Origin of the sequence: Nocardia sp. NPDC088792 (assembly GCF_044750615.1) — a bacterium.
GTDB lineage: Bacteria > Actinomycetota > Actinomycetes > Mycobacteriales > Mycobacteriaceae > Nocardia.
Genome location: NZ_JBIVKC010000009.1, coordinates 155,540 through 180,111 on the forward strand (window position 1 = coordinate 155,540; position 24,572 = coordinate 180,111).

Here is a 24,572-nt window from a genome sequence, read left to right on the forward strand (position 1 = left end):
TTTCTCTGTGCGCGCCGGCCGGGATGCCGGCGGGATGGTCGTATTAATCGGTGCCGGCGGCATCGACGCCAGCGTTCGTGCCCGGCTGCGCCGGATCCGCAACCCCATCGGTGACCCCCACCAGCGCGTGGCGCAGGACGCGATCGCCGAAGCGGTAGCCCTTGCGCATGACCATGCCCAGCACCGGATTGTGCCCGGAACCTTCGTGCTGCACGGCCTCGTGCAGGGTCGGGTCGAAAGGCTCACCCTCCGAACCGAATTCCTCGAGCCCCTGCTTCTGCAGGGCGAGGGCGAGCTTGTCGGCGACCGCCTTCAGCGGCCCTTCGAGATCACCGTGCGCGCGGGCCCGATCGAGATCGTCCAGCACGCCCAGCAATTCGCCCACCACCGCCGACTTGGCGGTATCGATCGCGGCCTTGCGGTCGCGTTCGACGCGCCGCCGGTAGTTGGCGTACTCGGCGGTCAGGCGCTGCAGGTCGGCGGTGCGCTCGGCGAGTTCGGCACCGATGGTGTCCGCGAGCGAATCCTCGCTCGCCTCGGCACCGTTCGCGGCCGAGGCCGCGGCGAAATCGTCCGCCGCGGCCCCCTCCCGAACCTCGCCAGTGACCGCGTCGATGGTGACCGGTTCCTGTTCCTGGTTCGGATTCGTCACTTCTTCTCCGGCTCCTCGACGACCTCGGCGTCGACCACGGTGTCATCGGACTGCGGGGCGCCCGCGGCCGCACCGTTGCCCTGAGCGGCCTGGTCCGCGGCCGAAGCCTCGTAGATGGCCTGACCCAGCGCCTGCGACTCGGTGGCGAGCTTCTCCACCGCGGCCTTGATGACCGCGATATCGGTGCCCTTCAGCGCCTCGTTCGCCTCGGCGATGGCCGCCTCGACCTTGGTCTTGACGTCCGCGGGGACCTTGTCCTCGTTGTCCTTGATGAACTTCTCGGTCTGGTGCACCAGCGACTCGGCCTGGTTGCGGGTCTCCGCCTCCTCGCGACGCGCCTTGTCCTCGGCCGCGTGCGCCTCGGCGTCCTTCACCATGCGGTCGATCTCGTCCTTGGACAGGCCGGAGCCGTCCTGGATCTTGATCGTGTTCTCCTTGCCGGTGCCCTTGTCCTTCGCGGTCACGTGCACGATGCCGTTGGCGTCGATGTCGAAGGTGACCTCGATCTGCGGCACGCCGCGCGGGGCCGGCGGGATGCCGGTCAGCTCGAAGGAGCCGAGCAGCTTGTTGTGCGAGGCGATCTCGCGCTCACCCTGGAAGACCTGGATCTGCACGGACGGCTGGTTGTCGTCGGCCGTGGTGAAGGTCTCCGAGCGCTTGGTCGGGATGGTGGTGTTGCGCTCGATGAGCTTGGTCATCACGCCGCCCTTGGTCTCGATACCCAGCGACAGCGGGGTGACATCGAGCAGCAGGACGTCCTTGACCTCACCCTTGAGCACACCGGCCTGCAGGGCGGCGCCGATGGCGACGACCTCGTCCGGGTTCACGCCCTTGTTGGGCTCCTTGCCGCCGGTCAGTTCCTTGACCAGGTCGGACACGGCGGGCATACGGGTCGAACCACCAACGAGCACAACGTGATCGATATCGCCGACCGAGATGCCGGCGTCCTTGATGACCGACTGGAACGGCTTGCGGGTGCGGTCCAGCAGATCCGAGGTGATCTTCTGGAACTCGGCGCGGGTCAGCTGCTCGTCGAGGAACAGCGGGTTCTTGTCCGCGTCGACGGTGATGTAGGGCAGGTTGATCGAGGTCGACTGCGAGGACGACAGTTCGATCTTGGCCTTCTCGGCAGCCTCACGGAGACGCTGCATGGCCATCTTGTCCTTGGTCAGGTCGATGCCCGAGGTGCCCTTGAACTTGTCGACCAGCCAGCCCACGACGCGCTCGTCCCAGTCGTCACCACCGAGGTGGTTGTCACCGGAGGTGGCGCGGACCTCGACGACGCCCTCGCCGATCTCCAGCAGCGAGACGTCGAAGGTGCCGCCACCGAGGTCGAAGACCAGGATGGTCTGTTCCTTGTCGCCCTTGTCCAGGCCGTACGCCAGCGCGGCCGCGGTGGGCTCGTTGACGATGCGCAGCACGTTCAGGCCCGCGATCTGGCCGGCCTCCTTGGTGGCCTGGCGCTGCGCGTCCTCGAAGTAGGCGGGGACGGTGATCACGGCGTCGGTGATCTCTTCACCCAGGTAGGCCTCGGCATCGCGCTTCAGCTTCATCAGCGTGCGCGCGGAGATCTCCTGCGGGGTGTACTTCTTGCCGTCGATCTCCACGGTCCAGTCCTCGCCCATGTGGCGCTTGACGGACCGGATGGTGCGATCGACGTTGGTGACAGCCTGGTTCTTCGCGGGCTGACCCACGAGAACCTCGCCGTTCTTCGCGAACGCGACGATCGACGGAGTGGTGCGCGATCCCTCCGAGTTGGCGACGACGACCGGCTCACCGCCTTCGAGAACAGCGATGACCGAGTTCGTGGTCCCGAGGTCGATACCGACCGCACGAGCCATGGTGATTCCTCCTGGTTTGACGTACCTACGCACCCGATGGGGCACGAATCCTCAGCAACACTGAGTGTGGTCCGCTCAATCCTGCACCCGAATCGGTCGGCGTGCAACTCGAACTTGAGTCCAGGGCACTCAATGTTGTCTGATCAGCTCCAACCGACCAGGTGGATCACCTATTCCCCCGAACCTGGGAATTTTTTTCCGGACACGCCCTGGATGGCCCGGCGAGTCCGAAATGCCGGGCTCGCCACCCTCCGGCCATGAAGATCATCCCAACGTCGTCGCAGCTGAGGAGGGATGATGGCAGCCCGGTTCGGCATCTCGATCCCCCCGGTCGCCTCCGCACTGCCGGTCGTCCTCGACATGGCCAAGGCCGCCGACGACGAAGGACTGGACCTGGTCGGCATCCAGGACCATCCCTACAACGCCGAATTCGGCGACGCCTTCGCGGTGCTCGGCGCGTGCCTGGCGGCCACCAGCCGCGTCAGCGTCTATCCCGGCGTCGCCAACCTGCCGTTGCGCACCCCCGCCATGCTCGCCAAGCAGGCCGCCACCCTCGACCTGCTCAGTGGCGGCCGTTTCGAACTCGGCCTGGGCGCAGGCGCTTTCGAGAGCGGCGTGATCGGCATGGGCGGCCCGCTCCGCAAGGGCCGCGCCGCGCTGCTGGCGCTGGCCGAGGGCATCGAGATCATCCGCGCCGAATGGCGGCCCGGCCGCCTGGTTTCCGTGCTCGGCGCCGAATACACCGTGCAGGGCATCGAGGGTGGGCCCGCGCCCGCCCACCCCATCGGCATCTGGGTCGGCGGCATGGGACCGCACGCCATGGATCTGATCGGCACCTTCGCCGACGGCTGGGTCGCACCCCTGCCCAACTGGATGCCCTGGGAACACTGGGGACCCGCCAATGCCCGTATCGACGCCGCCGCCCAGGCCGTCGGCCGCGATCCGCGCGCCATCTCCCGCCTCGCCGCCCTCCCCGGCGTGGTCAGCGACCGCTCCCTGCAACCGGATCCACGCGGCGCCAACCCGATTCACGGTTCCGCCGACGAATGGGCGGACATCATCGCCCACCTCGCGCGGCAACGCGGCTTCGACACCTTCATCTACTGGCCGCCCGGCTTCGACGTGGACCAGGTGCAACGCTTCGCCCGCCTGGTGGTGCCGGCCGCGCGGGAACGCCTGGGCGAGTAGCTCAGTCCAGCAGCGGGAACCGGCCGGAGCTCAGCAGGCCCGCGATCGCGTCCATCTTCGCCTGCGGCGCAGCGTAATCCGGATGCCCGCCGATGATCGCCGCCGCATCGTGCAGCCGGATCATCTGCCGCTCGGCTTCGGCGACATCCCGTCCGCCGGATGTCACCGGATGCGTCGCGAAGGCCGGGCGGCGCGGATCCACGCGGCCGAGGTCGATCGCCTTCTCCACGCGGCGCGAACAACGGCAGAAAGCCTGCGGATTCGCCAGCCCGCAGGCCGCCGAGAGGAAGTTCCCGAGCCGCTTCTTGGCCCGCTCCAAGCGTTTCCGATAGGCCGCGGGCGTGGTGTCCGCGATCCACGCCGCCTCCGCGGAACTCAATCCGAAGACCTCGGAGAGCACGAACGCCACCCGCTCGTCCCGTGCCAGGCATTGCAGCATGGCCTGACTGCAATTGAGCCGGGTCTCGTGGGTGAGCAGTTCCGACTCGGGTCCGCGGTAATCCTCGTCCGCCAGGCCGTCTTTCAGGCCCTGGCCGAAATCGTCGAGGCTGACCTGCCCGGCCTCCTGCGGCGACTGCCGTCCCAGGTTCAGCAGATAGTTGACCCCGATCCGATAGGCCCAGGTCAGCAACTTCGCCTCACCCCGCCAACTCGCGAGATTCCCCACCACCCGCAACAGAATCTCCTGCGTGGCGTCCTCGGCGTCGGCAGGCCGCCACACCATGCGCAGCGCCAGCCGATAGATCGGATCCTGCAGCAGGCGCACCACTTCGGAGACGGCACCCCGATCACCCGCGACCGCGCGCCCGACCAGCGCCACTTCGGCGGGCTCCGGGCCACGCCGGGCGGATTCCGCTTCGGCCGCGAGGTCGTCCCCCACCGTCTCGGGCCGGTGGGTCAGCGGCTGTGCCTCGTGCTCCATTCCGCCAGCTTGAATCCGCACGCGGTGCCACGCAACCACTGCCGGCGGGACGACATGACTGTTCGCGCACAGCGGAAGCGCCGCTCGGCGCTTCCGCCGGGTCCCACGATCGGTCCGCGCCGCCGGTATCAGGCCACCGCCGGGGTGGCCAGCAGGGCGTGGCGGTGGATCCAGTCGGCGACGGCGGCGCCGATGGCATCGGGCTGGTCTTCCGGGGAGTGATGGCCGGCGAGGCCGATATTCGCGGTTTGGGTGGCGGCGAAGGTCTTCGCGGCCCACTCGATCATTTCGGGGGAGCCGAGGCCGACACCGCCCTCGACGCCCATGACGAGCTTGGGCACCCCGGGGGTTTCCGCCATCCAGCGGTCGTAGTTCTCGATAGCGGCGACCACGTCGGCCGGTTCGCCGTCGAGCGGGAATTCGCGCGGCCACACCAGCATCGGCTTACGGGATTCCGGGGTGGGGTAGGGCTTGCGGTATTCCTCGAGCGCCGACAGGGACAGGTTGCGGGTGGAGGCGGGCAGGTTGAACTCGATGAACATATTGCGTTCGAGAACCATCTCCTCGCCTTCCGGGGACCGGAAGCGGCGGAACAGTTCCGCGCCCTGCGGCGGCATCTCCGACCAGCGCAGCGGGCGCAGGAAGGTCTCCACCACGGCGATGCCGCGCGCCCGGCCGGGATGCCGTGCGGCCCAGTCCATCCCGAGCGCGCCACCCCAGTCGTGGCCGACCAGGACGACCTCGTCCAGGCCCAGCGCGTCGAACCAGGCGTCGAGGTAGCGGGCGTGGTCGGCGAACCGGTAGTCGCTGTCCGGCTTGCCGGAGGCGCCCATGCCGATGAGATCCGGGGCCAGCGCGCGGGTTTCGCCGCTGAGGTGCGGGATCACATTGCGCCAGATGTAGGAGGAGGTGGGATTGCCGTGCAGGAACACGACGGGGATCGCGCCGCTGCCGGTGTCGGTGTAGTTGAGGAACGAGTCGAGCACATCGATGGTGGCCATCGGATTGTCCTTCCGGGTGAGTTGCCTACACCTGGTTGGACACGCGCTGTGCCCGGCTGTGACAGCCCGGTTCGGTGATCCGGGTCACATCAGGCGGTGCAGTCCGTTTCGGCTGTCAGACCGGGGTGGATGCCGGGGGTGAGCCCGACATCCACCGCGACGCGTTGCAGCAGGCCGATGAGCGTCGCCTGCTCGGCCGGGTCGAGGGCGCCCACCATTTCCGCGTCCAGCCCCCGCGCGAGCCGGTCGGCTTCGGCGATCACGTCGCGCGCGGCCGGTAGCAGGTGCACGGCGTGCGCGCGCCGGTCGACCGGGTGCCGCCGGCGTTCCACCAGTCCGCGCTGCTCCAGCGCGTCGACGAGCCCGACCATCACATTGCGGTGGATGCCGAGCGCCTCGCACAGCTGCTGCTGCGTCATGCCGTCATTGACTTCGAGGATGCGCAGGGTGCCGTACTGCCCGGGCTTGAGGCCCAGGGGCTCGAGTAATGCGACGAACCGGTACTCGGACCGAGATCCCAACTGCGCGAAGAGAAATGCGGCGCGCTCGAACATCGGGGGGTAGTTGGAATCGGCGTCGGTCACCCACCCAGGGTACATCCCGGGACGGTTAAATGCCCATGAAGTGATTGCCCTATTGTGTGATAATCACTTGAGGTGCATAGTTTGCAAGCATGGACACGCACACCGCATCACCCCTCGAATCGATCTCCCTCGACCCCCGCCGCTGGATAGCCTTCGCCGTCGTCCTCGCGGCCGGATTCATGGACCTGCTCGACGTCACCATCGTCAATGTGGCCGTCCCGAGCATTCAGAAGGACCTCGGCGCCGCCTACTCACAGATCGAATGGATCATCGCCGCCTACGTGCTCTCCTTCGCCGCGGTACTCATCACCGGCGGCCGGCTCGGCGACATCTTCGGCCGTAAACGCCTGTTCCTGGTCGGCATGACCGGATTCACCGTGGCCTCGCTGCTCTGCGGCCTCGCCGGCTCACCCGCCGTGTTGATCGGCTCCCGCTTCGCGCAGGGCGCGATGGCCGGGCTCATGGTGCCGCAGATTCTCGCCATCATCCGCGTCACGTTCCCGAAATCGGAGCGCGCCAAGGCCATCGCCATCTACAGCGGCGTCGGCGGCTCCGCGTCCGCGGTCGGGCTCGCCCTGGGCGGGCTGCTGGTGCAAGGGAATCTGTTCGGGCTGGAATGGCGGCCGATCTTCCTGGTGAACGTGCCGGTCGGTGTGCTCGCACTGATCGCGACCGCGCTCGTCATGCGGGATTCCCGCGCCCCGCACGCCCCGCGACTGGATATCCCCGGCATGACGCTGGCCGTGTCCGCGGTGCTGCTGCTGGTGTACCCGCTCACCGAGGGACGCCGATTGGGCTGGCCCGCATGGACTTTCGTGATGATCGTGGCCGCCGCGGCGCTCTTCACGGCCTTCATCGGCTACGAACGGTGGCGGGCGCGCACCATCGGGTCACCGCTGGTCGATCCGGCGCTGTTCCGTTCGCGGCCCTTCACCGTCGGGCTGGCGAGCTGGTTGCTGTTCTGGATCGGGTTCGGCGGCTTCTTCCTCATCTGGACGCTGTTCATGCAGGCCGGGCTGGGCTGGTCGCCCATGCGGGCCGGGCTGACCTCGGTGTTCTTCGCGGTCGGCGCGGTCGCCGGGGCGGGCACGTCGGTGAGTGCGCTGGCGCCACGGTTCGGCAAATGGGTACTGCTCGCGGGCGGCGCGGTCACCGCGCTCGGGTTCGCGCTGTACGGCGGGATGGCCACGCATTACGAATCCGGTTTCGCCTCTTGGCAAATGGTGCTGCCCTTGCTCGTGACCGGTATCGGTTTCGGCATCGTGGTCGCGCCGACCATCGACATGCTGCTCGGCCAGATCCCGGACCGCGAGGCCGGAGCGGCGTCCGGACTGCTCAATACCGGCCAGCAGCTGGGGATGGCGCTGGGCGTGGCCCTGGTGGGCATTCTGTTCTTCACTCAGCTCGACCATGATTCGGCGCGCGGCGTGAATGCCGTTGCGGCGCAGACCCGCACAGAACTGAGTGCCGCCGGCATACCCGCACCCGCCGCCGATGAGATCCTCGCGAACTTCCGCGCCTGCGTGCGGGATCGTTCCGCGGAGATCGATCCCAGCGCGGTGCCCGCCGGCTGCAAGACGGCCACGCCTGCGAACCGGGCCGTCGCGAACACGCTGACCCACGCGGGCCAGGACGCGAATGCGGTCAACTTCGCGCACACCTTCGACCGCACCCTGGAGTGGGGCATCGGCCTGATGGCGCTGGTCTGCCTCGGATTCCTGGCCCTGCCGAAGAACGTCCGGCTCGAACCGCACGAGACCGACCCGTCGGAAACCGAACTCGTGGAGGTCTGACTGCGAGAAGAATCGCCGTTGTCAACGTCTTTCGACAGGAGTCATCATGCGCGCGGTCGTGCTCACCAAGGGCGAATTCCGAGTGGAGGACCTGCCCACCCCCACGCCCGGACCGGGACAGCTGCTGGTGAACGTCACCCGCTGCGGCATCTGCGGATCCGACCTGCACGCCCGGGTGCACTGCGACGACCTCGCCGACCTGGCCGCCGCCACCGGCTACGACAACTTCATGCGCTCCGACCAGAACATCGTGCTCGGGCACGAATTCACCGGGGAGGTGCTCGAATACGGGCCCGGCACGCGCCGCCGCTGGAAAACCGGCACCCCGGTGGTGGCGCTGCCGATCCTGCGGCACGGCCGGGTACCCGAACTCACCGGGCTGTCGGCGGCAGCGCCCGGCGGATACGCCGAACAGGTGCTGGTGCAGGAGGCCATGACCTTCGAGGTGCCCAACGGCCTGGCCCCGGACCTCGCCGCCCTGACCGAGCCCATGGCGGTCGGCTGGCACGCGGTGCGCCGTGGCCGGGTCGGCCGGAATCAGACGGCGTTCGTGATCGGTTGCGGGCCCATCGGATTGGCCGTCATCTCCATGTTGAAGGCGTCGGGGGTGCGGACCGTGGTGGCCAGCGACTTCTCACCGCGGCGACGTGAACTCGCCACCCGGTGCGGGGCCGACGTGGTTGTCGATCCCGGGGTCGAATCACCTTGGCAGGCAACGCCGAAGAAGTCGCGCATCAATGGCGCCGCCGACATTCTCAACCTCGGTTTCGACGCCATGGAACGCCTGCGGCGGATTCCGAATGTGCCGTGGTGGTATCTCTTCCGGCTCGCGCACACCCTGAATCAGGGGCCGTCCGGGCCGGTCGTCTTCGAATGCGTCGGCGTGCCCGGCATCCTCGATCAGATTCTGAGCGCCGCGCCGCCGATGTCACGGGTCGTGGTCGTCGGCGTGTGTATGCAGCCCGACACCATTCATCCGGCCACTGCCATCAACAAGGAGATCGACCTGCGGTTCGTGCTCGGTTACGACCCGGGCGAATTCCGCGACACGCTGCACATGATCGCGGACGGCAAGGTCGATCCGTCCCCGCTCATCACCGGAACCGTCGGCCTGGCCGGCGTCGACGCCGCCTTCGCGGCGCTCGGCTCACCCGAGCAGCACGCCAAGGTCCTGATCGATCCGCGGAGTCCGGCCGTCACGCTCGGCCGATAGCCGCCGGATACGGCTCCCCGGGGGATACCCCGGGGAGCGGCAAAGCAAGCTGCGGCGACAAGGAATAACGCGCAATCAGTTCGTGGGGGTAGCGCTCGGGGCCGGCGCGCCGGACGGGTTCGCGGACGGACTACCCGACGGGTTCATACGCTCCCGGGCGTGCTCGATGCGGGTGGCGGTGATGGTGCCGTTGGCTTCCTGGCCCTCGACGCGGACCTTGTCGCCGACGGCGAACTGCGTCGCGGTCTCCTGCTTCTCCTTGGTGCCGAACTGGGTCTGGGCATTGATGGTGACGGTCTCGGAGCTGCCGTCCTGCTTGATGATCAGCCAGCTGCCGCTGCCCTCGGTCTTGATGGTGCCGAAGGCGCCGCCGCGCGGGCCGCCGTGACCGCCGGGGCTGCCCGGTTGCGGGGTCTGGGATTGCGCCTGGGAGGAGGTCGGGGTGCTGCTGCTGGTGCCGCCGTTGGAGCTGCACGCGGCCAATCCGACGACGCCGGCCACCGCCAGGGTCACGGCTCCGAGGGCGAGATTGATGCGCCGCCGGCGGGAGTGGCGCGGTGCGGGTTCCTGCTCGGCAGGGGTTGAGTTCGTCATGACGGCTACGCTATTGGCGCTGCTTGTGAGGTCGCTGGGCGCGCGCTGGTGAGTCACTCTCAGGTCGGTGCGAACGACCAGCCGGTTTCGAACGCGATGCACAGCACTGTCGCAGGACAGTCGCCGCACCGCTCACGGGGCAGCTCCACGTCACGCCCGGAACTTCGAGATCATTTGCGCCGCAATGGATCCAATGCCGGGAAGGGCGTGGTCGGCGGCTCGTGCAGGACCTCCAGCAGACCCTCCGCGCTACGCGCCGCCGTCAGGCACGCATTCGTCATGGCCTGATCCGCCAGTGGATGACGAGCCCGCGCACGCCATTTGCGCACCGCCGCCAACGCCGCCTCCCGCTGCGTCACCAGATCGGTGTGCGGCGGCAGACCCAGGCGCAAGGTCGGCGACACTCCCGCACCACCGATCAGACGCTGCAATTCGGCGAGCTCCTCAGCGGGCAAAGGCAATTCGTCGGCTCGCAGGTGCCCCAGCAGCCGTAGCTCGGTGAAACCGTGCACATCGGCGAGCAGCGTCCGCACCCGCGGGAACAACGCATCCGCCGCGCTCCCCGGATTCGCGCGCAGAATGCGGGCCAGCGCGGTGAGCGCCGAATGCGCCTTCAACTCCTCCGCGCGCTGCGCGAACTGCACATCCAGCACCGTGCGTAACTCGTCCAGGCCGCTGCGATCGGTGAGTTCGGCCGCCAGCGTGTGCGCATCACGCACACCCAGCCGAATCAGCGTGACCGCCAAGCGAATTCCGAACAGGCCGAAACGCGCCACCAGATGGGCGCGCAACTCCGGCGGCACCGGCAGCGGCGACTCCGGACGAGCGAAACGGTCCGCGGACAGCAGCGCCGCACCCAGCTCGTCCACCGGAATGGCGGCCAGCGCCTCGAAGGCCGCGAACTCCCGCTGCCGCAGGGTCGCCGCCGCGAACGCCAGCAGGCCCGCCACCGGAATCACCGACTGGCACAAGCCCGTTCGCTCCAGCTCCACCGCGAAACGAGTCGCCACATCCCGCGCCGAATGCAGGGCGTCGATACGGCCCGCACCGATCTCATCGGCCCGCGACACCACGCCGATCACCCCCAGCGGGCCACCGGCCCCCGCGCCCGCCCCGATGTGCTCCAGAAAATCCACATCCGCCGCATCCAGGCGGCGCAACAGGTAGACGACGGCATCGGCGCTCGGCAACGCGGTACCGGAGGTGCCCGGCGTGAGCAGTTTCGAGGTCCGCGCGGACACCTCCCGGGACAGCGAGGAAATACCCGGCGTATCGATGACCGTGGTGCGCGCGAGCTCCGCCGACGGCCACTCCACCTCCAGCCGGTCCACCTCCCGCGGCTCCTGCGCATTCCAGCGCAGTGCCGACAGATCGAAGGTGAGCCCGTGCGCGCCCGGCAGGCCCTCGGCGCCGCGACCCCGCCGCACCACCACATCGGCGCGGGCGCCGTCCGTGGTGCGGGCCGTCACCCGCGGGGCGGCGCCGTTCCGGTACCAGGTCACCAGGCGCGTGCACTCGGTCGCGTCCGTCGGCGCGATGTCCTGGCCGACCAGGGCATTCAACAGCGTCGATTTACCCGCCTTGAGCTGGCCCGCCAACGCCACCCGCAGGGGCTCGTCGAGCCGGCGCGCACACTCGTCGAGCTGGGCCCGCACTCGCGGCCGATCCGCCAGCGCCCGCCGCGCCGCCGCCACCAGGCCCCGGGTCTCCGGCACCACGCCATATCCGATACCGCCCGGGTCGTCCCTCATGGGTTCCTGATTCCGCAGCACACCGCACCTCCACGCGTCGCATGGGATTCGATATCGACCGGCGCCCCGTTAGCAACCCCGGCATCCCCTCACAGGAACTTCCCACCCGAGGCCCGGGCCACACGGACCGTGTATCGGGGCGAGCAGGCGCTCGCATCGGGCCTGGACCAGCGCGGGATCCGCTCAGGGGCGAGCCTCCAGCGCAGCATGTTCCGGGGCCGCGGGGAGGGCGAGCATCGAGTCGGAGACGCGGCGGAGTTCGGCCACCACGCGCAGGCGGCGTTCCAGCTCGGTCGCGCGTTCGGCGCGGCGCGCGGACTCCAGATTCGCGGCCTCCTGTGCGGCGCGCAGGGATTCGTCGAGGGAACGCAGGGTACGGTCGGCGATCGCGGTGAAATGGTCGCGCAGCAGCCGGTGAATGCGGTGCAGGCGGTCCTTCGTCTCCTTACCGGTATGGAAGGCGACATCGTCCAGATAGCGGCGCACCGCCATCTTGGCGTCGGCGCGGCGCTTGGCCAGGCGGGCCCGCTTGTCGTCACTGAAAGCCTTGCCGCCGAGCAGCACACCCGCACCCAGCGAGATCGGATTCACCAGCGACAACCCGGCCAGCGTGCCGACCAGGCCCGCCATCACCACGCCACCGTAGGAACCCCGCACACCGACCAGTAGCTTGTGGCCCAGACCCAGATCCGGTTCCAGGTCCGCGAGCGTGCAGGAATCGGAGCGGGAGCCGTTCCGCTCCAGCATCTCCCGCAACTCCGGTAGCTCCACCGCACCCAGTTCGGTGAAATGCGCCGCCACCCGTTCACCCAGATCCACGGCGCGGGTTCGGGTCCACAGCAGATTGTCGCCGAGCGCGGTGCCGACGGTGGCGGTCAGCCACTCCTCCACCGTCTCCCAGTGCCGGCCGGGATCGTTGGCCTCGATCCATTCCTCGACCTCACGACCGACATTCCGCAGCCGATCCCGCAGATCGTGATCCACATCCCCCGCCAGATCCGTGACACCGTCACCCAGCGTCTGCTGCCAGGCGGCGGTCGCGCGATGCATCTGCTCGGCAGCGGTTCGCGCGGAACGCAATTCCCGCACCGCCGCCGCGGCCCGCTCCGGATCCCGCAGCGCCACCAGCTCACTGCCGATGGCCAGGGCCAAATGCTCGGCAGCCGAACCGATCTCGAGGCCGATGGCGCGCTGCACGGCCACCTGATCCCGCGCCACCACCTGCTCCCGCAGGAACTGGAACACCGGCCCGAACCCGGACTCCAGGCCGAGCTGCTCGTCCCGCAGCCGCATGGCATGCGTGCGCAGCACCGCCGACACCGGCAACATGGCGATCTCGACCCCATTGCGCGCCAGATGATTCCGGTTCGCCTCGAACACCTGCCGCCAATGCGGATACAGATCGATCTTGCTGACCAGCACCGCCACCGCCGGGCACAACTCCCGCACCTGCCGCAGAAACTCCACCTCCGGATCGGTCAACTCGGTGGACGCGTCGGTCACCAGGAAAACCGCATCCGCCGCCGGCACCACGCCGAGCACCGCCGCCGCACCACCCGTGCCGTGCACCCCCAGTCCGGGGGTATCCACCACGACGATCCCATCGCCGAGCAGCTGATTCGGCACCTCGACCTCGAGCCGCAATACCGCCCGCCCCTGCGCCTGCGGGGCCCGCGTGGTCATCGACCCGATCTCGCCGGCCGCCAAGGGAATCCGCTCCACCTCCCCGCCACCGGCCCCCGCGACCACCAGCGCCGCCCCGGCCTGCGCCCCGAAGGACAACGCCGTCACCACCCCCGTGGTGGCGTCATCCCCGACCGCACACACCTCCATATTCAACAGCGCATTCACGAACTGGCTCTTCCCCTGATTGGCCAGCCCCGCGACAACGATCCGCCGCCGCGGATCCCGCACCTTCCCCGCCAGCACCTCCAACCGCCCGACCAGATCCCCCCGGTCGGCGCCCCGCGCCACCGCAATGGTCTCCGAAAGTATCGACAGCAACGACTGCGCCGCCACAGTGCCAGTCACGAGAATGCCTACCAATCCCTAATCAGCTCAATATTCTTCTGCGCCAACTGTTCACGAGTGCAGCATGTCGCCGACGATATCCCCGGCCGGATGCGTCCCGAGATCGACATGCGTCCCCCCATCCCTGAACAACCCCGCATCCCCACCGGTCTGCACCCCCGAATTCCCGAACAGCCCACCTTCCCCACCGCTCGACACCCCACCCCCGAACGCCTGCGAAACATCCACCCCCGCCCAAGGATTCGCCGCCGCCACATGCACCCCCGCATCCCCCGCCCCGCCAACCGAAGCATCCACCCCACTCCCCACATGCACTCCCCCGCCCACATCCCCCGCCCCGCCCAACCCCGCACCCAGCTCACTCCCCACCTGACTCCCCACCCCCGCAACCGCATTCCCCACCCCGGTCAACCCACTCTCCAGCCCAGCCCCCACCTGACTCCCCGCATCCACCCCACCGGTCAGCCCCGCCCCCAAATGACTCCCGGCATCAACCCCACCATTCAGCCCCGCCCCAACCTGCGACCCGACATCACCCACACCATTCAGCCCGGTCTCCAGCCCCGCCCCAACCTGAGCCCCCGCATTCACCCCACTACCCAATCCACTCTCCAGCCCCGCCCCAACCTGAGTTCCCGCCCCCACCACACTGTTCAAACCGTTCTCCAGCCCAACACCCAACTGACTTCCGGCATCCACGCCACCGGCAAGCCCCGAATCAAGCCCCGCACCCAGGTGCGCCCCGCTATCCACAGCGCCGTTCAGTCCCGCGCCGAGTTGCGAACCGAGGGTGGCTCCACCGTCCAGTGCGCCGTTCAGTCCGGTCTCCAAGCCGCTTCCAAGTTGCGCGCCCAGCCCTGCACCCGCATCCACACCCGAGGTCAAGCCTGCGCCGAGTCCGGCGCCGAGGTCTGTGCCGGCCTGGGTTCCGGCATGCACAGCCGCCCCCAGACCGGTGGAAAGTCCTGTGCCGAGGTCAGTTCCGAGTTGGGTGCCGAGGCCACCTGCTGCACCGAGGGTGCTGTTCAGGCCAGTTTCGAGGCCGAGGCCTGCTTGGGCGCCGCTATCCACAACTGCACCCAAGCCTGTGGACAAACCTGCGCCGAGGTCGGCGCCCGCGTTCAGGGCGTTATCCACAGCCGCGGTGAGGCCCGCACCGAGGGTGGAGCCGACCGCACCGGTCAGGTTCGCGCCGAGACCTGCTCCCAGGTCTGTGGCTGCGTTCGCGGCCGCGCCGAGGGCGGAGGACAGGCCGAGGTCCAGGCCGGTGCCGAGGCCCGCGCCCAAGGCGGCGCCGAGGCCGAGGTCGGTGTTGGTGGTGGCGCCGCCGTTCACTGTGCCGTTGAGGCCGGCGGATCCGTTCAGGCCGGCGGCGCCGTTCACTCCGGCGGAGCCGTTGAGGCCGGTGTCACCGGACAAACCGGCGTTGAGGCCGGTGGACCCGTTCAGGGCGCCGCTGCCTGCGGCGATGATCTCGGAGAGCTGCGAACCTCCGGCAACCAGGGCGGATTCGGCCACCATGGGGGCGCAGGCGGAAATATCCTCGGGTGTCACGTTTTCCAATCCGGCGGCGGCGAGAGCCTGGCCCGGGTTGGTGCAGTAACTGGCTGCGGCCTCGTGATCCCGCAGCAGGTTGAGGATGAACTCGAGAATTGCGTTGGGGCTCATGATGAATCGTCTCCTGGATGGGCGGGCCCCGCTGACCCGCGCTGCTCGAATTACCTTTCACGTTAGGAACGCGACCCGTTACGCCGAAACGGGGTGAACTCCCCCCGATCCACCGACACGCCCATACGGGGCAAGGCGGGCATTAGGGGAATTTCCCCAAACCTGAGCCCGGAACGGTAACGACCATCCCCCAGTAACCGACAGGTCCCGTAGGCCACCCGGCCGACGGCACCGTTTACGTACAAATCGGACCGAAGAGCTTTCCAACGGCGCGCGATTCACCCGGCGCGCGTTTCGAATGACAGGGGAACTCGAATGAGTCAGGGGCTGGCGCTCGGCATCACCGTCGGGACGTCGAACACGGTGGCCGTGACGACTTCGGGGGGACAACGCACACTGCACATCCGCCCCAGCATGCTGGGCGCCGAACAGGAACTTCCGGAAAGCTTCCTGTCCCGGGTCGGGGACCCCGTGGACATTCGGACCAGAGACGGATCCGCTGTTCGCGCAGCGGATCTGGTGGCCGCGGCGGTAGGCCGTGCCGTGGACGACACCGGCCCCGCCGCTTCCATCGTCGCCTGTTACCCGGCCTGGTGGACTCAGCACACGGTGGAGGTACAGCGCACGGCGCTGACCGCCGCCGGCCTGGACAGTGTGGCCCTGGTGCCGGAACCCACCGCCGCCATGCGCTGGCTGCAGGAAGTGCACGAATCCAGCCACGACGGCGCCATGGCGGTATACGACCTGGGCGCAACAGGTTTGACGGTATCGGTGGCTCGTACGGGCGCAATGTCCGGATTACTCGGCGAGCCGATCCACTCCACCACGGTGGCCGGCGCCGAATTCGATCTACTCACCCTGCGTTTCGTGCTCGGATACGCCATCGGTGAAAAGGATTTCGATCCTTTCGACCCGATGGTGGAACAAGAATTGACCGCCTTGCGTGACCGTTGCAGAAATGCGAAGGAAACTCTCTCCAAAAACACAGCCACCGTGGTCCCGGTCCGGCTACCCGGCAGCGCCCCCGTCGATGTCCGCCTGGTCCGCGACGAAGTGGAAGACCTGTACCGCGAATCCCTGCTCGCCTCGGCCGATCTGGTCCGCGAGGCCGTCCGCCGCGCCGGCCTCACCCTGGCCGACCTGGACGGTGTCCTGCTCACCGGCGGCGGCGCGGCCATGCCGCTGGTCACCGAGCTGATCTCCACCGAGATCGGGGTCCCGGTGGCCGCCGCCGCCGATCCGGCCCATCTGAGCGCGCACGGCGCGGCGCTGCTCGCCGCCGACCTGCTCGCCGACTCCATCGCCACCGAAGCGCACCCGGCCCTCGGCGCGAGCGGTCTGCCGCAGCGGGTGCAGGGCACGCCGCTGCCGCAGACCATCCACAGCCCGCGCGCCGGCAGCACCGAACGGTATGGCGCGAACCGCGAAACACTGGGCACCAACCGGTATCCGATCACCGATGCGACCGCGCGGGCGGGCACCGCGGGCGCGAATACGGGTGCGGGCGAAGCGGACAACGGGCCCGCCGGAACGGACGCCGACACGGCCCACAGGCACAACGGCAGCGGACGCACGAACAATGCTGCGGCACAGGCAGGCACCGCCGCCGACGAACCGGGCACGGCCGGGCAGACCCGAGCACTACCCACGCTGCCCACGGACGAGCCCCCGAGCGGATTCGCCCGCTGGCGCAGAGTGGTGATCGCGGGCGCGGCGGTGGTGGTCCTCGCGGGCCTCGGCGCCGGTGGTCTCGCCCTCGGCACCAGCAGTCACACCGCCACCACGAAAACGCCTGCGGCGCCGACGACCTCGGTACTCGCGCCCGCCCCGAACGCTGGCACGACCACCGCCCCGAATGCCGCGAACGCCCCGGCCGCGACCACCGTGCCCGGTCAGCCCGCGGCGGCCGTTCCTGGCGCGCCGTCCACCGCCCAGCCGAACAACGGGCAGTCCGCGCCGCCGGGTCAGCCGGATGCCGCCGCGCCGCAACAGCCTGCGCAGCAACCCGATCCGGGTCAGCCCGCCCCGCAGCAGCCCGCCGCGCCGCAGGCGCCGCAGCTGCCGTCCGTGCAGGCGCCGACCGTCCCGTCCCTGCCCTCCGTCCCGACCGTCCAAGCTCCCAATCTGAACCTGCCCTCCGTGCAGCTCCTCCCCAAGTCCGGCGGCTGAAAGTCGAGTTCTTCGTGATAGGCAATACCCCGGTCGCGCTGGACTCGCTCCCGTGCGCACGAGAGATCTTCCGTGAGCTCGACTCCGAAGATCCCGCTCCCTCGCTCCATCTCGTCCGGGGCCGTTCCGGCACCGGCAAATCCACGCTGCTGTCGGCCCTCCGCTCCCGCCTACGCGCCCGCGGCATCGCTTCGACCGACAATCCCCGGCACCTGCAGGGCGCCGCGACCGGCCGGAGCGCACTGGTGATCGACGATGCGCACACCCTGAATGCGGAAGCATTCGAAATACTGTGCGCGACCATCGAATCCGGCGTCTGCACGGTGGTGCTCGCGACCCGCCCCCAGCCGCACGACCCGCGATTGCGCAGGCTCACCGATCTGGTGGCGCGGCGCGGCCGCGTGATCGACCTGCGTGCCCTGGGCGTCGCCGAAATCGCCCCGTTCGCACGCGAATTGGGCATGATGGTGCCGCGCGGCCTGGCGCAGCACATTCACCGCCAGACGGCCGGTATCCACGGCGGTGTGGTGGCGGCGCTCAGCGCGGCCTGCGCGACCCGCCTGGAAGCCGGTGTGAGCGCCGTGGACGACGCGGTGGCGGCCTGGGCGCGCGCCCGCCTCGACGACGCCGACCCGGACCTGCTGGACACCTTCGTGGTGGCCGCGATCGGCGCGGGCCTGGACACCGGCGAGCTCACCGAGGTCCTGGACCTCACCCCCACGGCCGCACAGGATCTGGTGGACCGCGCCCGCGGCAGCGCCCTGGTCACCGACGCCGACCTCCTGCTGGCCCCCGCCGTCGCACCCCTGCGCACCCTGGTGGGCGACCGCCGCTACCTGACCGTGCAACGCCGCCTCCTGCAGGCCCGCCTCGACGCCGGTCTCCTCCGCGACCACACCGCCCTGCTCCTCGCCGAATCCGGTGTCCGCGACCCGCGCCTCGCCGAATTCCTCTGCGCCACCGCTGAAAAGGCGGGCGACGAAGCCATCCGCCACTACGCGGCCGCCGCGGCAGCGGGCGCCGACCGCAACACCATCGCGGTCCGCTGGGCCGATGCCGCCGCCCGCTCCGGCGATTTCGACGCGGCCCTGCGCCTCGCCGAACCCGCCCTGGCCCGCCCCGGCGTCCCCACTGTCGAATTGGCCGCCGCCGTCCGCATCTGCGCCGGTGTCTGGACCCGCCGCGGCCTCACCACCCGCGCCGCCCAGCTCTACACCTGGCTGGGCCCCGACCGCGTGGGCCCCGACTGGGCGGTGGCCACCACCGCCCTCTACCTCGCGGGCGACGCCGACCCCGCCACCGCCTTCTCCGCCGGCGCAACCCAATGGCCCACAACGGAAGCCACGGCCCGCGCCGGCCAAATCGCCCACGCTCTCGCCGACTCGATTCGCGCCGCCGGTTCCTGCTCGACGGCTCCCCGCACCCCGGGCACCCACGGCGGTACGATCGACCCCGCTGAACCCATCGGTTCCGGCGGCCTGATCGCGCCTGGTGGTTCGGCTGCTCCCATTGCTGCGGCGAACCTGTCTGCTGTGCAGGGAGTTCCGAGCCCGGCGACCCGACCCCCGAGCAATTCGTCCGGTCCATCGGCGCAACGGGCGGCTGTCGGCGCAATGCCGGCGGCTTCGCCCCTGGCGGACGCAGTCGGCCCGGCTGCCGGCAGATCCGCCGTCACGAGCGACCGAAGCGAGACGGCTACCGGGGCTTTCGCGGCGGCAGCGCGGTCGGCATCGGCGCAGCGGATGGTTTCGGTGTGGGGGACGGATGCGCGGCGGAGTGCGGCGCTGGCGGCGGCCTCGCATCTGATTCATGCGGCGCATGCCGGCGTGGCGCCCGGGGAGGACGGCGGGGATCGGGTGCTGCCGTGTTCGGCGGTGTCGATGGCCGTGCTGTTGTGCCTGAGTATGGGGGAACCGCGGCGGGCGGCGGATGCGCTGCGGAATGTGGCGGCGGATCCGCAGTCGGCGGTGCTGACCGCGTGGGTCGCGATGCTGGGCGGGGATGAGCAGTCGGCGCAGGCGATCATGTCGAAACTGGATGTGGGCGTGCTGGATCCGCGGGATCGGCTGCTCGCGCACGGTGTGATCGTGGGGTTGGCGCGGCGCGGCGGCGATCACACGGCGCTGACGCTGGCCTGGCAGGCCGCCTATCCACTGTTCGATGAGGTGGGCGCGGATCTGCTCGCGCTGCTGCCCATCGGTGAACTCTGGCTGGCGGGTATCCGGCTACGTGACGAGGGCCGGGTGACGGCGCTGGTCGACGCGGCCGGGGACCTGCTGCGGCGGCTCGGCGATCCGCCCGCCTGGTCGAATGCGTTCCACTGGTACGCGATTCAGGCCGCCATCGCGCACGAGAGCCCGAACGAGCTACTGCCGCACGCACATCGGCTGAAGGCCGCCGCCGCGGCGGGTGACCCGCAGGCGGCCGCGCTGGCCGATGCCGGCCGCACCTGGGTGCTGGTGCTGCGCGGGCAAGTCGACCGCGAGCAGGTGGAGGCGGCCGTCGCACGACTGGCCGGGCTCGGCCTCAGCTGGGATGCGGCCCGGCTCGCCAGCGAGGCGGCCCTGGCCGCCGGTGATTCGGCGACCGCGACCGCACTGCTCAAACTGGCCCGCACAGTCCGCGCGCAATCCCGTCCACCCGAACCGCCCATCCGCCCGCCTGCACCGGCGCCCGCGCAGCAGCCCCGCCCGGAGCCGCTCCCGGACACGGTGCTGAGCGAGCGGGAACGCGAGGTCGCGGAGCTGGTCCTGCTGGGTTTGACGTACCGTGAGATCGGCGCGCGACTGTATATATCTGCCAAGACCGTGGAGCACCACGTGGCGCGGATAAGACGTCGGATCGGTGCCGGCTCGCGTTCGGAGTTATTGTCAATGCTCCGCGCCATGGGACACGGTTCACTGCTCGTGTGACCGCGCGGTGAGAACCCGGACGCACCGAGTGAGGTAACCAGGATGGCCACTGGGGTGGGCCTGCGGATCGCAGACGACGAATCCGTCGTCGCTGTGGTCACCGGCGACGACGCCACACTCCCGGTGCACTACATCGTGCGCGAGTCGGTCCTGCACATGTCCGACGACGGGGACGCCGTGCTCGGCGGTCCGCAGCCGGATGGATACACGCATTCCATCAGCGGTTTCGTCGGCGCGGTCGGCGACCCGGCGGGCCTCCCGGTGGACGACGGCGAGGCCTACCGGGCCGAGGATCTGATGGCGACGGCCGCCTTCTGCCTGATCAACCTGGCGGCCGACCATCTGAACGGCCCGGCCGAGTTCTACGCCACCCATCCGACCGGCTGGACCGAGGCCCAGGTCCGTTCCCTGCGCGAGGCCCTGGACTACCTGGGTCTCAAGTCCCTGGTCCTGGTCAGCGAACGGGACCTACCCCCGCCGGACGCGGAGGCGGGCAAGTCGCTCGCCTACAACGCCGCCCGCGCGGCCCTGGCGGCGGTGCTGTCCACGCCGGCCGGCCTGACCCCGCCCGATGCGACGGCCTCCACCGCGAACGCCGCCGATGTCACCGATGTCCTACCGGCGTTGCCGGCGGCGGTGCTGGCCGCGCAGGCGTATTCGGCCGCGGTCCCGGCGGTCACCACCGCCGAACCGGAGGTATCGGACGGCGACCCGGCCGATCCCACCGCATCGACGGCCCCGGCCAAGTCCATGCGCGGCGCGTACCTGATCGCCGCCACCGCCGCCGTGCTCGGGTTGCTGCTGGGTGGCTTGGGGGTGGCCGCCGTGTTGCGCCAGCACGAGGACACTCCGGGCCCGCCGCGCGGTGAGGTCCGCTCCGAACCGGATGCGACGGCCGGGGTGCTGCCGCCGCTGCAGCCGCAGGGTTCGGGCTCGGATTCGACGACGCCGCCCGCGCCCGTCGCCGAGTCGCCCGCTCCGGAGACGAGCAGCGATCCGCCTCCGGTCACCACCACGCCGCCGCCTCCGCCGACCACGATCACGCCCCCGCCGGCGACCACTCCGCCGTCGACGCGCACCACACCGCCCACGACCACGGTCCCGCTGCCGCCGATCTACCGGTATCCGCCGGTGCCCAACTTCGATTACCCCGTGCCACCCGTGCTGCAAGACCCGTGGGGAATGACTCCTCAGTGATTTAGTAGGGACCTTCGGAGGTTTGTGCCCTAAAGTGATGCGCTGACCGGTGTTCCGCAAAGTAACCGGCTCGTCGGTCTGCTGGGCGCACTACGAAGGGACTCCATGCGCAAGTTCATGGCACGGCGCGGCGCGACTCGAAAAGCACAGGGCGGCGCGACTCGAAAATCGCAGCGTGCCGCGGTCCGGGCAGCCACCGTCGCTTTCGCTTCGACCGTTCTCGCCGGCCCCCTGCTAGCTGCGCCCGCCATGGCGGAACCGGCGACCCCCGATCAGCTTGCCGCGGAAAATCTTCCGCCCGAACTCGTGACCGCCATCCAGCGCGATCTGAAGATGTCCCCGGCCGAATACCTGGACCGCGCCGCACGAGCCCAGCAATTGCGCGGCTACGCAACGGAATTCCGCTCCCAGCGGCCCGACGAGTTCGCCGGCGCCTGGCTCGGCCAGGACGGCAAACCCGTCATGGCGGTCACCTCGGTGGATGCCGCGAAGATCGTCGCCGCGGACGGCTACCAGACCCGGCTCGCACCCATCAGCGCCAACAATCTCGAAGGCTCGATGGATCAGCTGAACAGCTGGATCGCCGGCCTGCCGCGGGAGATCTCCGGCGCCGTCAACAATGTCGCCATCGATTTCCTCAACAGCCAGCTGGTGCTCAGCGTCGCCAATACTCCGGCCGGGCATCTGCTGAACCTGCCCACGCTGATCGCGAACATCAAGGTGGTGCTGTCCCCGGACGCCGGCGGCCCGGTCGAACATCGCCCCATGGGCGGTGACACCTACATCAGCGCGCCGACCCCGCTCAACGATCAGTTGCAGAGCGTGGATGTGTGCTCGTTCGGATTCAACAGTGTCGACTCGGCCGGTAATGCGCTGAACATCAGTGCCGGCCACTGCAATCCGAATATCGGCAAGAACGACGACAGCGCCAACGTCTATCTGCCGAATGTGCGCAACCTGATGTCGAGCCCGCAGCTGGGCACCTTCGTCAGTTCCACGCTCGGCGGCCGCAGCGCCCTGGATTACTCGGTCATCAAGCTGAACGACGACGCGGTGAAGGCCGGCATGGATCAGCCGTCGGTGCGCGGCGCCAATGGCACCACGCTCACTGTTACCGGTGTGGCCGATCCGATCACGGGTGCGCCGATCTGCAAGTCGGGCCAGTCCTCCACGTTCACTTGCGGTTTCGTGGTGGCGGACCGGGTGGAGACGCAGCTGTACACGGCCGAGGGCCAGTCGAAGACGGTCCGTGGTTTCGCGTCCAGCGCCTGCACCCTGGGCGGTGACAGCGGTGGCGCGATCGTGTCGGGCACGCTGGCGCTCGGCATCACCAGTGGTTCGAATGCGGCCGACGCGCCGAACTGCAACGAAGCCAATACCGCGCTGGCGCAGTACGGTGGTACCGCTTCGCTGGGTATTCCGATCCGCGACATCCTCTCCGATATCGACGCCAATTCCGGTGGCGGACTCGGCAGTGGAATTCAGGTCCGGACCCGCGCGAACGCCTGATTTCCCTGTTCAGGCGTCGCGGTTGCGGAATCCCGCGACGCCTGATCAGGCCAACCGGACGACACGGACTTCGAGCCGGTTTCGGACATCCTGGCTGTTTGCCCGGTGAATACCGAAAAGTCACCTCACAATAAGTAGGCATAACGGGCCCGACACCATATAGTCGCCTCATGCTCCTGCCACGTATGCGCAAATACTCGCCTGCCGTGAGCCGTCCCTCACGGTCCCTAGTCCGAACAGCCGCGATCGCAGCCACCGCGCTGCTCGTGACCGGACCCCTGGCGGCGAGTGCGCACGCGGAGCCCGCGGCCCCGGCCGCCCCCAATCTGCCGGCCGAACTCATCCAGGCCATTCAGCGCGATCTCAAGATCTCCCCCGACGACTACCTCGCGCGCGCGAACCGCGCCCAGCAGGTCGCGGCCTTCGCCACCACCGCACAGCGCCAGTTCCCGGACGCCTTCGGCGGCGCCTGGCTCGACGAGGCCGGTAAGGCCATCGTCGCCGTCGCGGGCGGACAGGACGCCGACGCGGCCCGCAAGGCCGTGCAGGACGCCGGCTTCACCGTGAAGGACGTCGCCAAGAGCGAAACCACCCTGCGCAGTGAGAAGAACGCCTTCCAGACCTGGCTGCAGGGCCAGCCGTCCGATGTGGCGCAGGCGGTCCGGGGCGTGGCCATCGACACCGTCAACAACAGCGTCGCGGTGCGCGTGGACCACACCGGCATCCAGCTGCCCGGCTTCATCGACCCCGCGCACGTGGTCACCATGTCGGTGCCCGCCGCCGGCGACGACTCCGACATCAAGCAGGCCACCCCGATCGCGCAGCAGGGCCCCGGCCCGCTGGCCGCCGGTGACGCCTACGCCTCGGTGGCCGGCCGCATGCAGCTGCGCTGCTCGCTCGGCTTCAACGGCACCGATGCGTCCGGCGCCACGGTGAACATCACTGCGGGACACTGCAACCCGAATATCGCCGCCACTCCGGGCGCCAACTCGCCGGGCGTGTTCACCATGGTCAACCAGGACACCCTGGGCGCCCAGGTCGGCACCTTCCAGAAGTCGGTGCTCGGCAACGAGGACTACTCGATCGTCTCGATCAACGACTCCGCGCAGGGCGCCTTCAACAACAACCTGGTGCGCGTGCCGGGCGCGGCGCCGGTCGCCATCACCGGCGTGGCCGTCCCCGTGGTCGGCGCCCCGGTCTGCAAGTCGGGCTGGCGCACCGGATTCAGCTGTGGCGTGGTGAACGCCACCGACCAGACCGTCCAGGTCGGTGACCGGCTGCTCGCGCAGTCCTTCTCCATGAACATCTGCGCCCTGCCCGGCGACTCGGGCGGCCCGATCGTGACCGGCACCCAGGCCCTGGGCATCTCCAGCGCCTCCACGGTCGCCGACTACCCGATCTGCGAGATCCCCAACATCCTCGGCCTGCTGACCGGCAACCCGCCGCAGCTCTTCGCCCAGCCGGTGACCACGGTGCTCTCCGACAACCCGGGCCTCCGCGTCAACGGCGCGTAATTCCCGAATCACGGTAAAGGCCGGTAGCCATTG

Annotated in this window: 17 protein-coding genes; 8 read left to right on the top strand and 9 right to left on the bottom strand. The window is 69.4% G+C overall.

Annotated elements, in window-relative coordinates; all coding sequences use genetic code 11:
- Nucleotides 1–43 precede the first annotated feature (43 nt).
- Together grpE and dnaK are read right to left on the bottom strand one after the other, a co-directional pair.
- On the bottom strand, nucleotides 44–652 hold the full coding sequence (grpE, locus tag ACIP5Y_RS45585; RefSeq protein ID WP_400360045.1) for a nucleotide exchange factor GrpE: 609 nt from the start codon (nucleotides 650–652) through the stop codon (nucleotides 44–46).
- Nucleotides 649–2,493, bottom strand: a complete 1,845-nt coding sequence (dnaK, locus tag ACIP5Y_RS45590; protein WP_400360047.1) for a molecular chaperone DnaK — start codon at nucleotides 2,491–2,493, stop codon at nucleotides 649–651. Before dnaK ends, grpE begins: the two co-directional genes overlap by 4 nt.
- Before the next feature lie 294 nt (nucleotides 2,494–2,787).
- Here dnaK and ACIP5Y_RS45595 point away from each other — a divergent pair, with 294 nt between their 5' ends.
- On the top strand, nucleotides 2,788–3,681 hold the full coding sequence (locus ACIP5Y_RS45595; protein WP_400360049.1) for an LLM class flavin-dependent oxidoreductase: 894 nt from the start codon (nucleotides 2,788–2,790) through the stop codon (nucleotides 3,679–3,681).
- Between the two features lies 1 nt (nucleotide 3,682).
- Here ACIP5Y_RS45595 and ACIP5Y_RS45600 read toward each other — a convergent pair whose 3' ends face one another.
- The 3 genes from ACIP5Y_RS45600 to ACIP5Y_RS45610 all read right to left on the bottom strand — a co-directional run bounded on the left by ACIP5Y_RS45600 (nucleotide 3,683) and on the right by ACIP5Y_RS45610 (nucleotide 6,188).
- Nucleotides 3,683–4,603 carry an RNA polymerase sigma factor gene (locus ACIP5Y_RS45600; RefSeq protein ID WP_400360051.1) on the bottom strand — a complete coding sequence of 307 codons (921 nt, stop codon included), beginning with the start codon at nucleotides 4,601–4,603 and terminating at the stop codon, nucleotides 3,683–3,685.
- Between the two features lie 128 nt (nucleotides 4,604–4,731).
- Entirely contained in the window at nucleotides 4,732–5,604 is an 873-nt protein-coding gene (locus ACIP5Y_RS45605; RefSeq protein WP_400360053.1) for a haloalkane dehalogenase, read from the bottom strand.
- 89 nt (nucleotides 5,605–5,693) lie between these two features.
- On the bottom strand, nucleotides 5,694–6,188 hold the full coding sequence (locus tag ACIP5Y_RS45610; protein WP_400360055.1) for a MarR family winged helix-turn-helix transcriptional regulator: 495 nt from the start codon (nucleotides 6,186–6,188) through the stop codon (nucleotides 5,694–5,696).
- A gap of 89 nt (nucleotides 6,189–6,277) precedes the next feature.
- Between ACIP5Y_RS45610 and ACIP5Y_RS45615 the strand changes: the two genes are divergently transcribed.
- Together ACIP5Y_RS45615 and ACIP5Y_RS45620 are read left to right on the top strand one after the other, a co-directional pair.
- Entirely contained in the window at nucleotides 6,278–7,981 is a 1,704-nt protein-coding gene (locus ACIP5Y_RS45615; protein ID WP_400360057.1) for an MFS transporter, read from the top strand.
- 46 nt (nucleotides 7,982–8,027) lie between these two features.
- Nucleotides 8,028–9,194: a zinc-binding dehydrogenase gene (locus ACIP5Y_RS45620; protein ID WP_400360059.1), complete on the top strand. Its 1,167-nt coding sequence runs from the start codon at nucleotides 8,028–8,030 to the stop codon at nucleotides 9,192–9,194.
- A 75-nt stretch (nucleotides 9,195–9,269) separates the two neighbouring features.
- Here the strand turns inward: ACIP5Y_RS45620 and ACIP5Y_RS45625 are convergent, their stop codons facing one another.
- The 4 genes from ACIP5Y_RS45625 to ACIP5Y_RS45640 form a co-directional block, all read right to left on the bottom strand.
- Nucleotides 9,270–9,788: a DUF5666 domain-containing protein gene (locus ACIP5Y_RS45625; protein ID WP_400360061.1), complete on the bottom strand. Its 519-nt coding sequence runs from the start codon at nucleotides 9,786–9,788 to the stop codon at nucleotides 9,270–9,272.
- Between the two features lie 170 nt (nucleotides 9,789–9,958).
- On the bottom strand, nucleotides 9,959–11,539 hold the full coding sequence (locus ACIP5Y_RS45630) for a dynamin family protein (protein ID WP_400360063.1): 1,581 nt from the start codon (nucleotides 11,537–11,539) through the stop codon (nucleotides 9,959–9,961).
- A 183-nt stretch (nucleotides 11,540–11,722) separates the two neighbouring features.
- Nucleotides 11,723–13,570 carry a dynamin family protein gene (locus ACIP5Y_RS45635; protein WP_400360065.1) on the bottom strand — a complete coding sequence of 616 codons (1,848 nt, stop codon included), beginning with the start codon at nucleotides 13,568–13,570 and terminating at the stop codon, nucleotides 11,723–11,725.
- Between the two features lie 51 nt (nucleotides 13,571–13,621).
- Nucleotides 13,622–15,238 carry an IniB N-terminal domain-containing protein gene (locus tag ACIP5Y_RS45640; RefSeq protein WP_400360067.1) on the bottom strand — a complete coding sequence of 539 codons (1,617 nt, stop codon included), beginning with the start codon at nucleotides 15,236–15,238 and terminating at the stop codon, nucleotides 13,622–13,624.
- Between the two features lie 315 nt (nucleotides 15,239–15,553).
- On the opposite strand from ACIP5Y_RS45640, the gene ACIP5Y_RS45645 reads away from it, so the two are divergent.
- From ACIP5Y_RS45645 to ACIP5Y_RS45665, 5 genes are all read left to right on the top strand, one after another.
- Nucleotides 15,554–17,407, top strand: coding sequence for an Hsp70 family protein (locus ACIP5Y_RS45645; RefSeq protein ID WP_400360068.1), 1,854 nt, complete (start codon nucleotides 15,554–15,556; stop codon nucleotides 17,405–17,407).
- Between the two features lie 14 nt (nucleotides 17,408–17,421).
- The gene (locus ACIP5Y_RS45650; RefSeq protein WP_400360070.1) at nucleotides 17,422–20,319 is read left to right on the top strand and encodes a LuxR C-terminal-related transcriptional regulator; all 2,898 of its coding nucleotides are present in this window, start codon (nucleotides 17,422–17,424) and stop codon (nucleotides 20,317–20,319) included.
- Between the two features lie 42 nt (nucleotides 20,320–20,361).
- Nucleotides 20,362–21,516, top strand: a complete 1,155-nt coding sequence (locus ACIP5Y_RS45655) for a hypothetical protein (RefSeq protein ID WP_400360072.1) — start codon at nucleotides 20,362–20,364, stop codon at nucleotides 21,514–21,516.
- A gap of 117 nt (nucleotides 21,517–21,633) precedes the next feature.
- Entirely contained in the window at nucleotides 21,634–23,025 is a 1,392-nt protein-coding gene (locus ACIP5Y_RS45660; protein WP_400360286.1) for a S1 family peptidase, read from the top strand.
- A gap of 185 nt (nucleotides 23,026–23,210) precedes the next feature.
- Nucleotides 23,211–24,539 (top strand): S1 family peptidase, encoded by a 1,329-nt coding sequence (locus tag ACIP5Y_RS45665; RefSeq protein WP_397008194.1) that lies wholly within the window; start codon nucleotides 23,211–23,213, stop codon nucleotides 24,537–24,539.
- Nucleotides 24,540–24,572 lie beyond the last annotated feature (33 nt).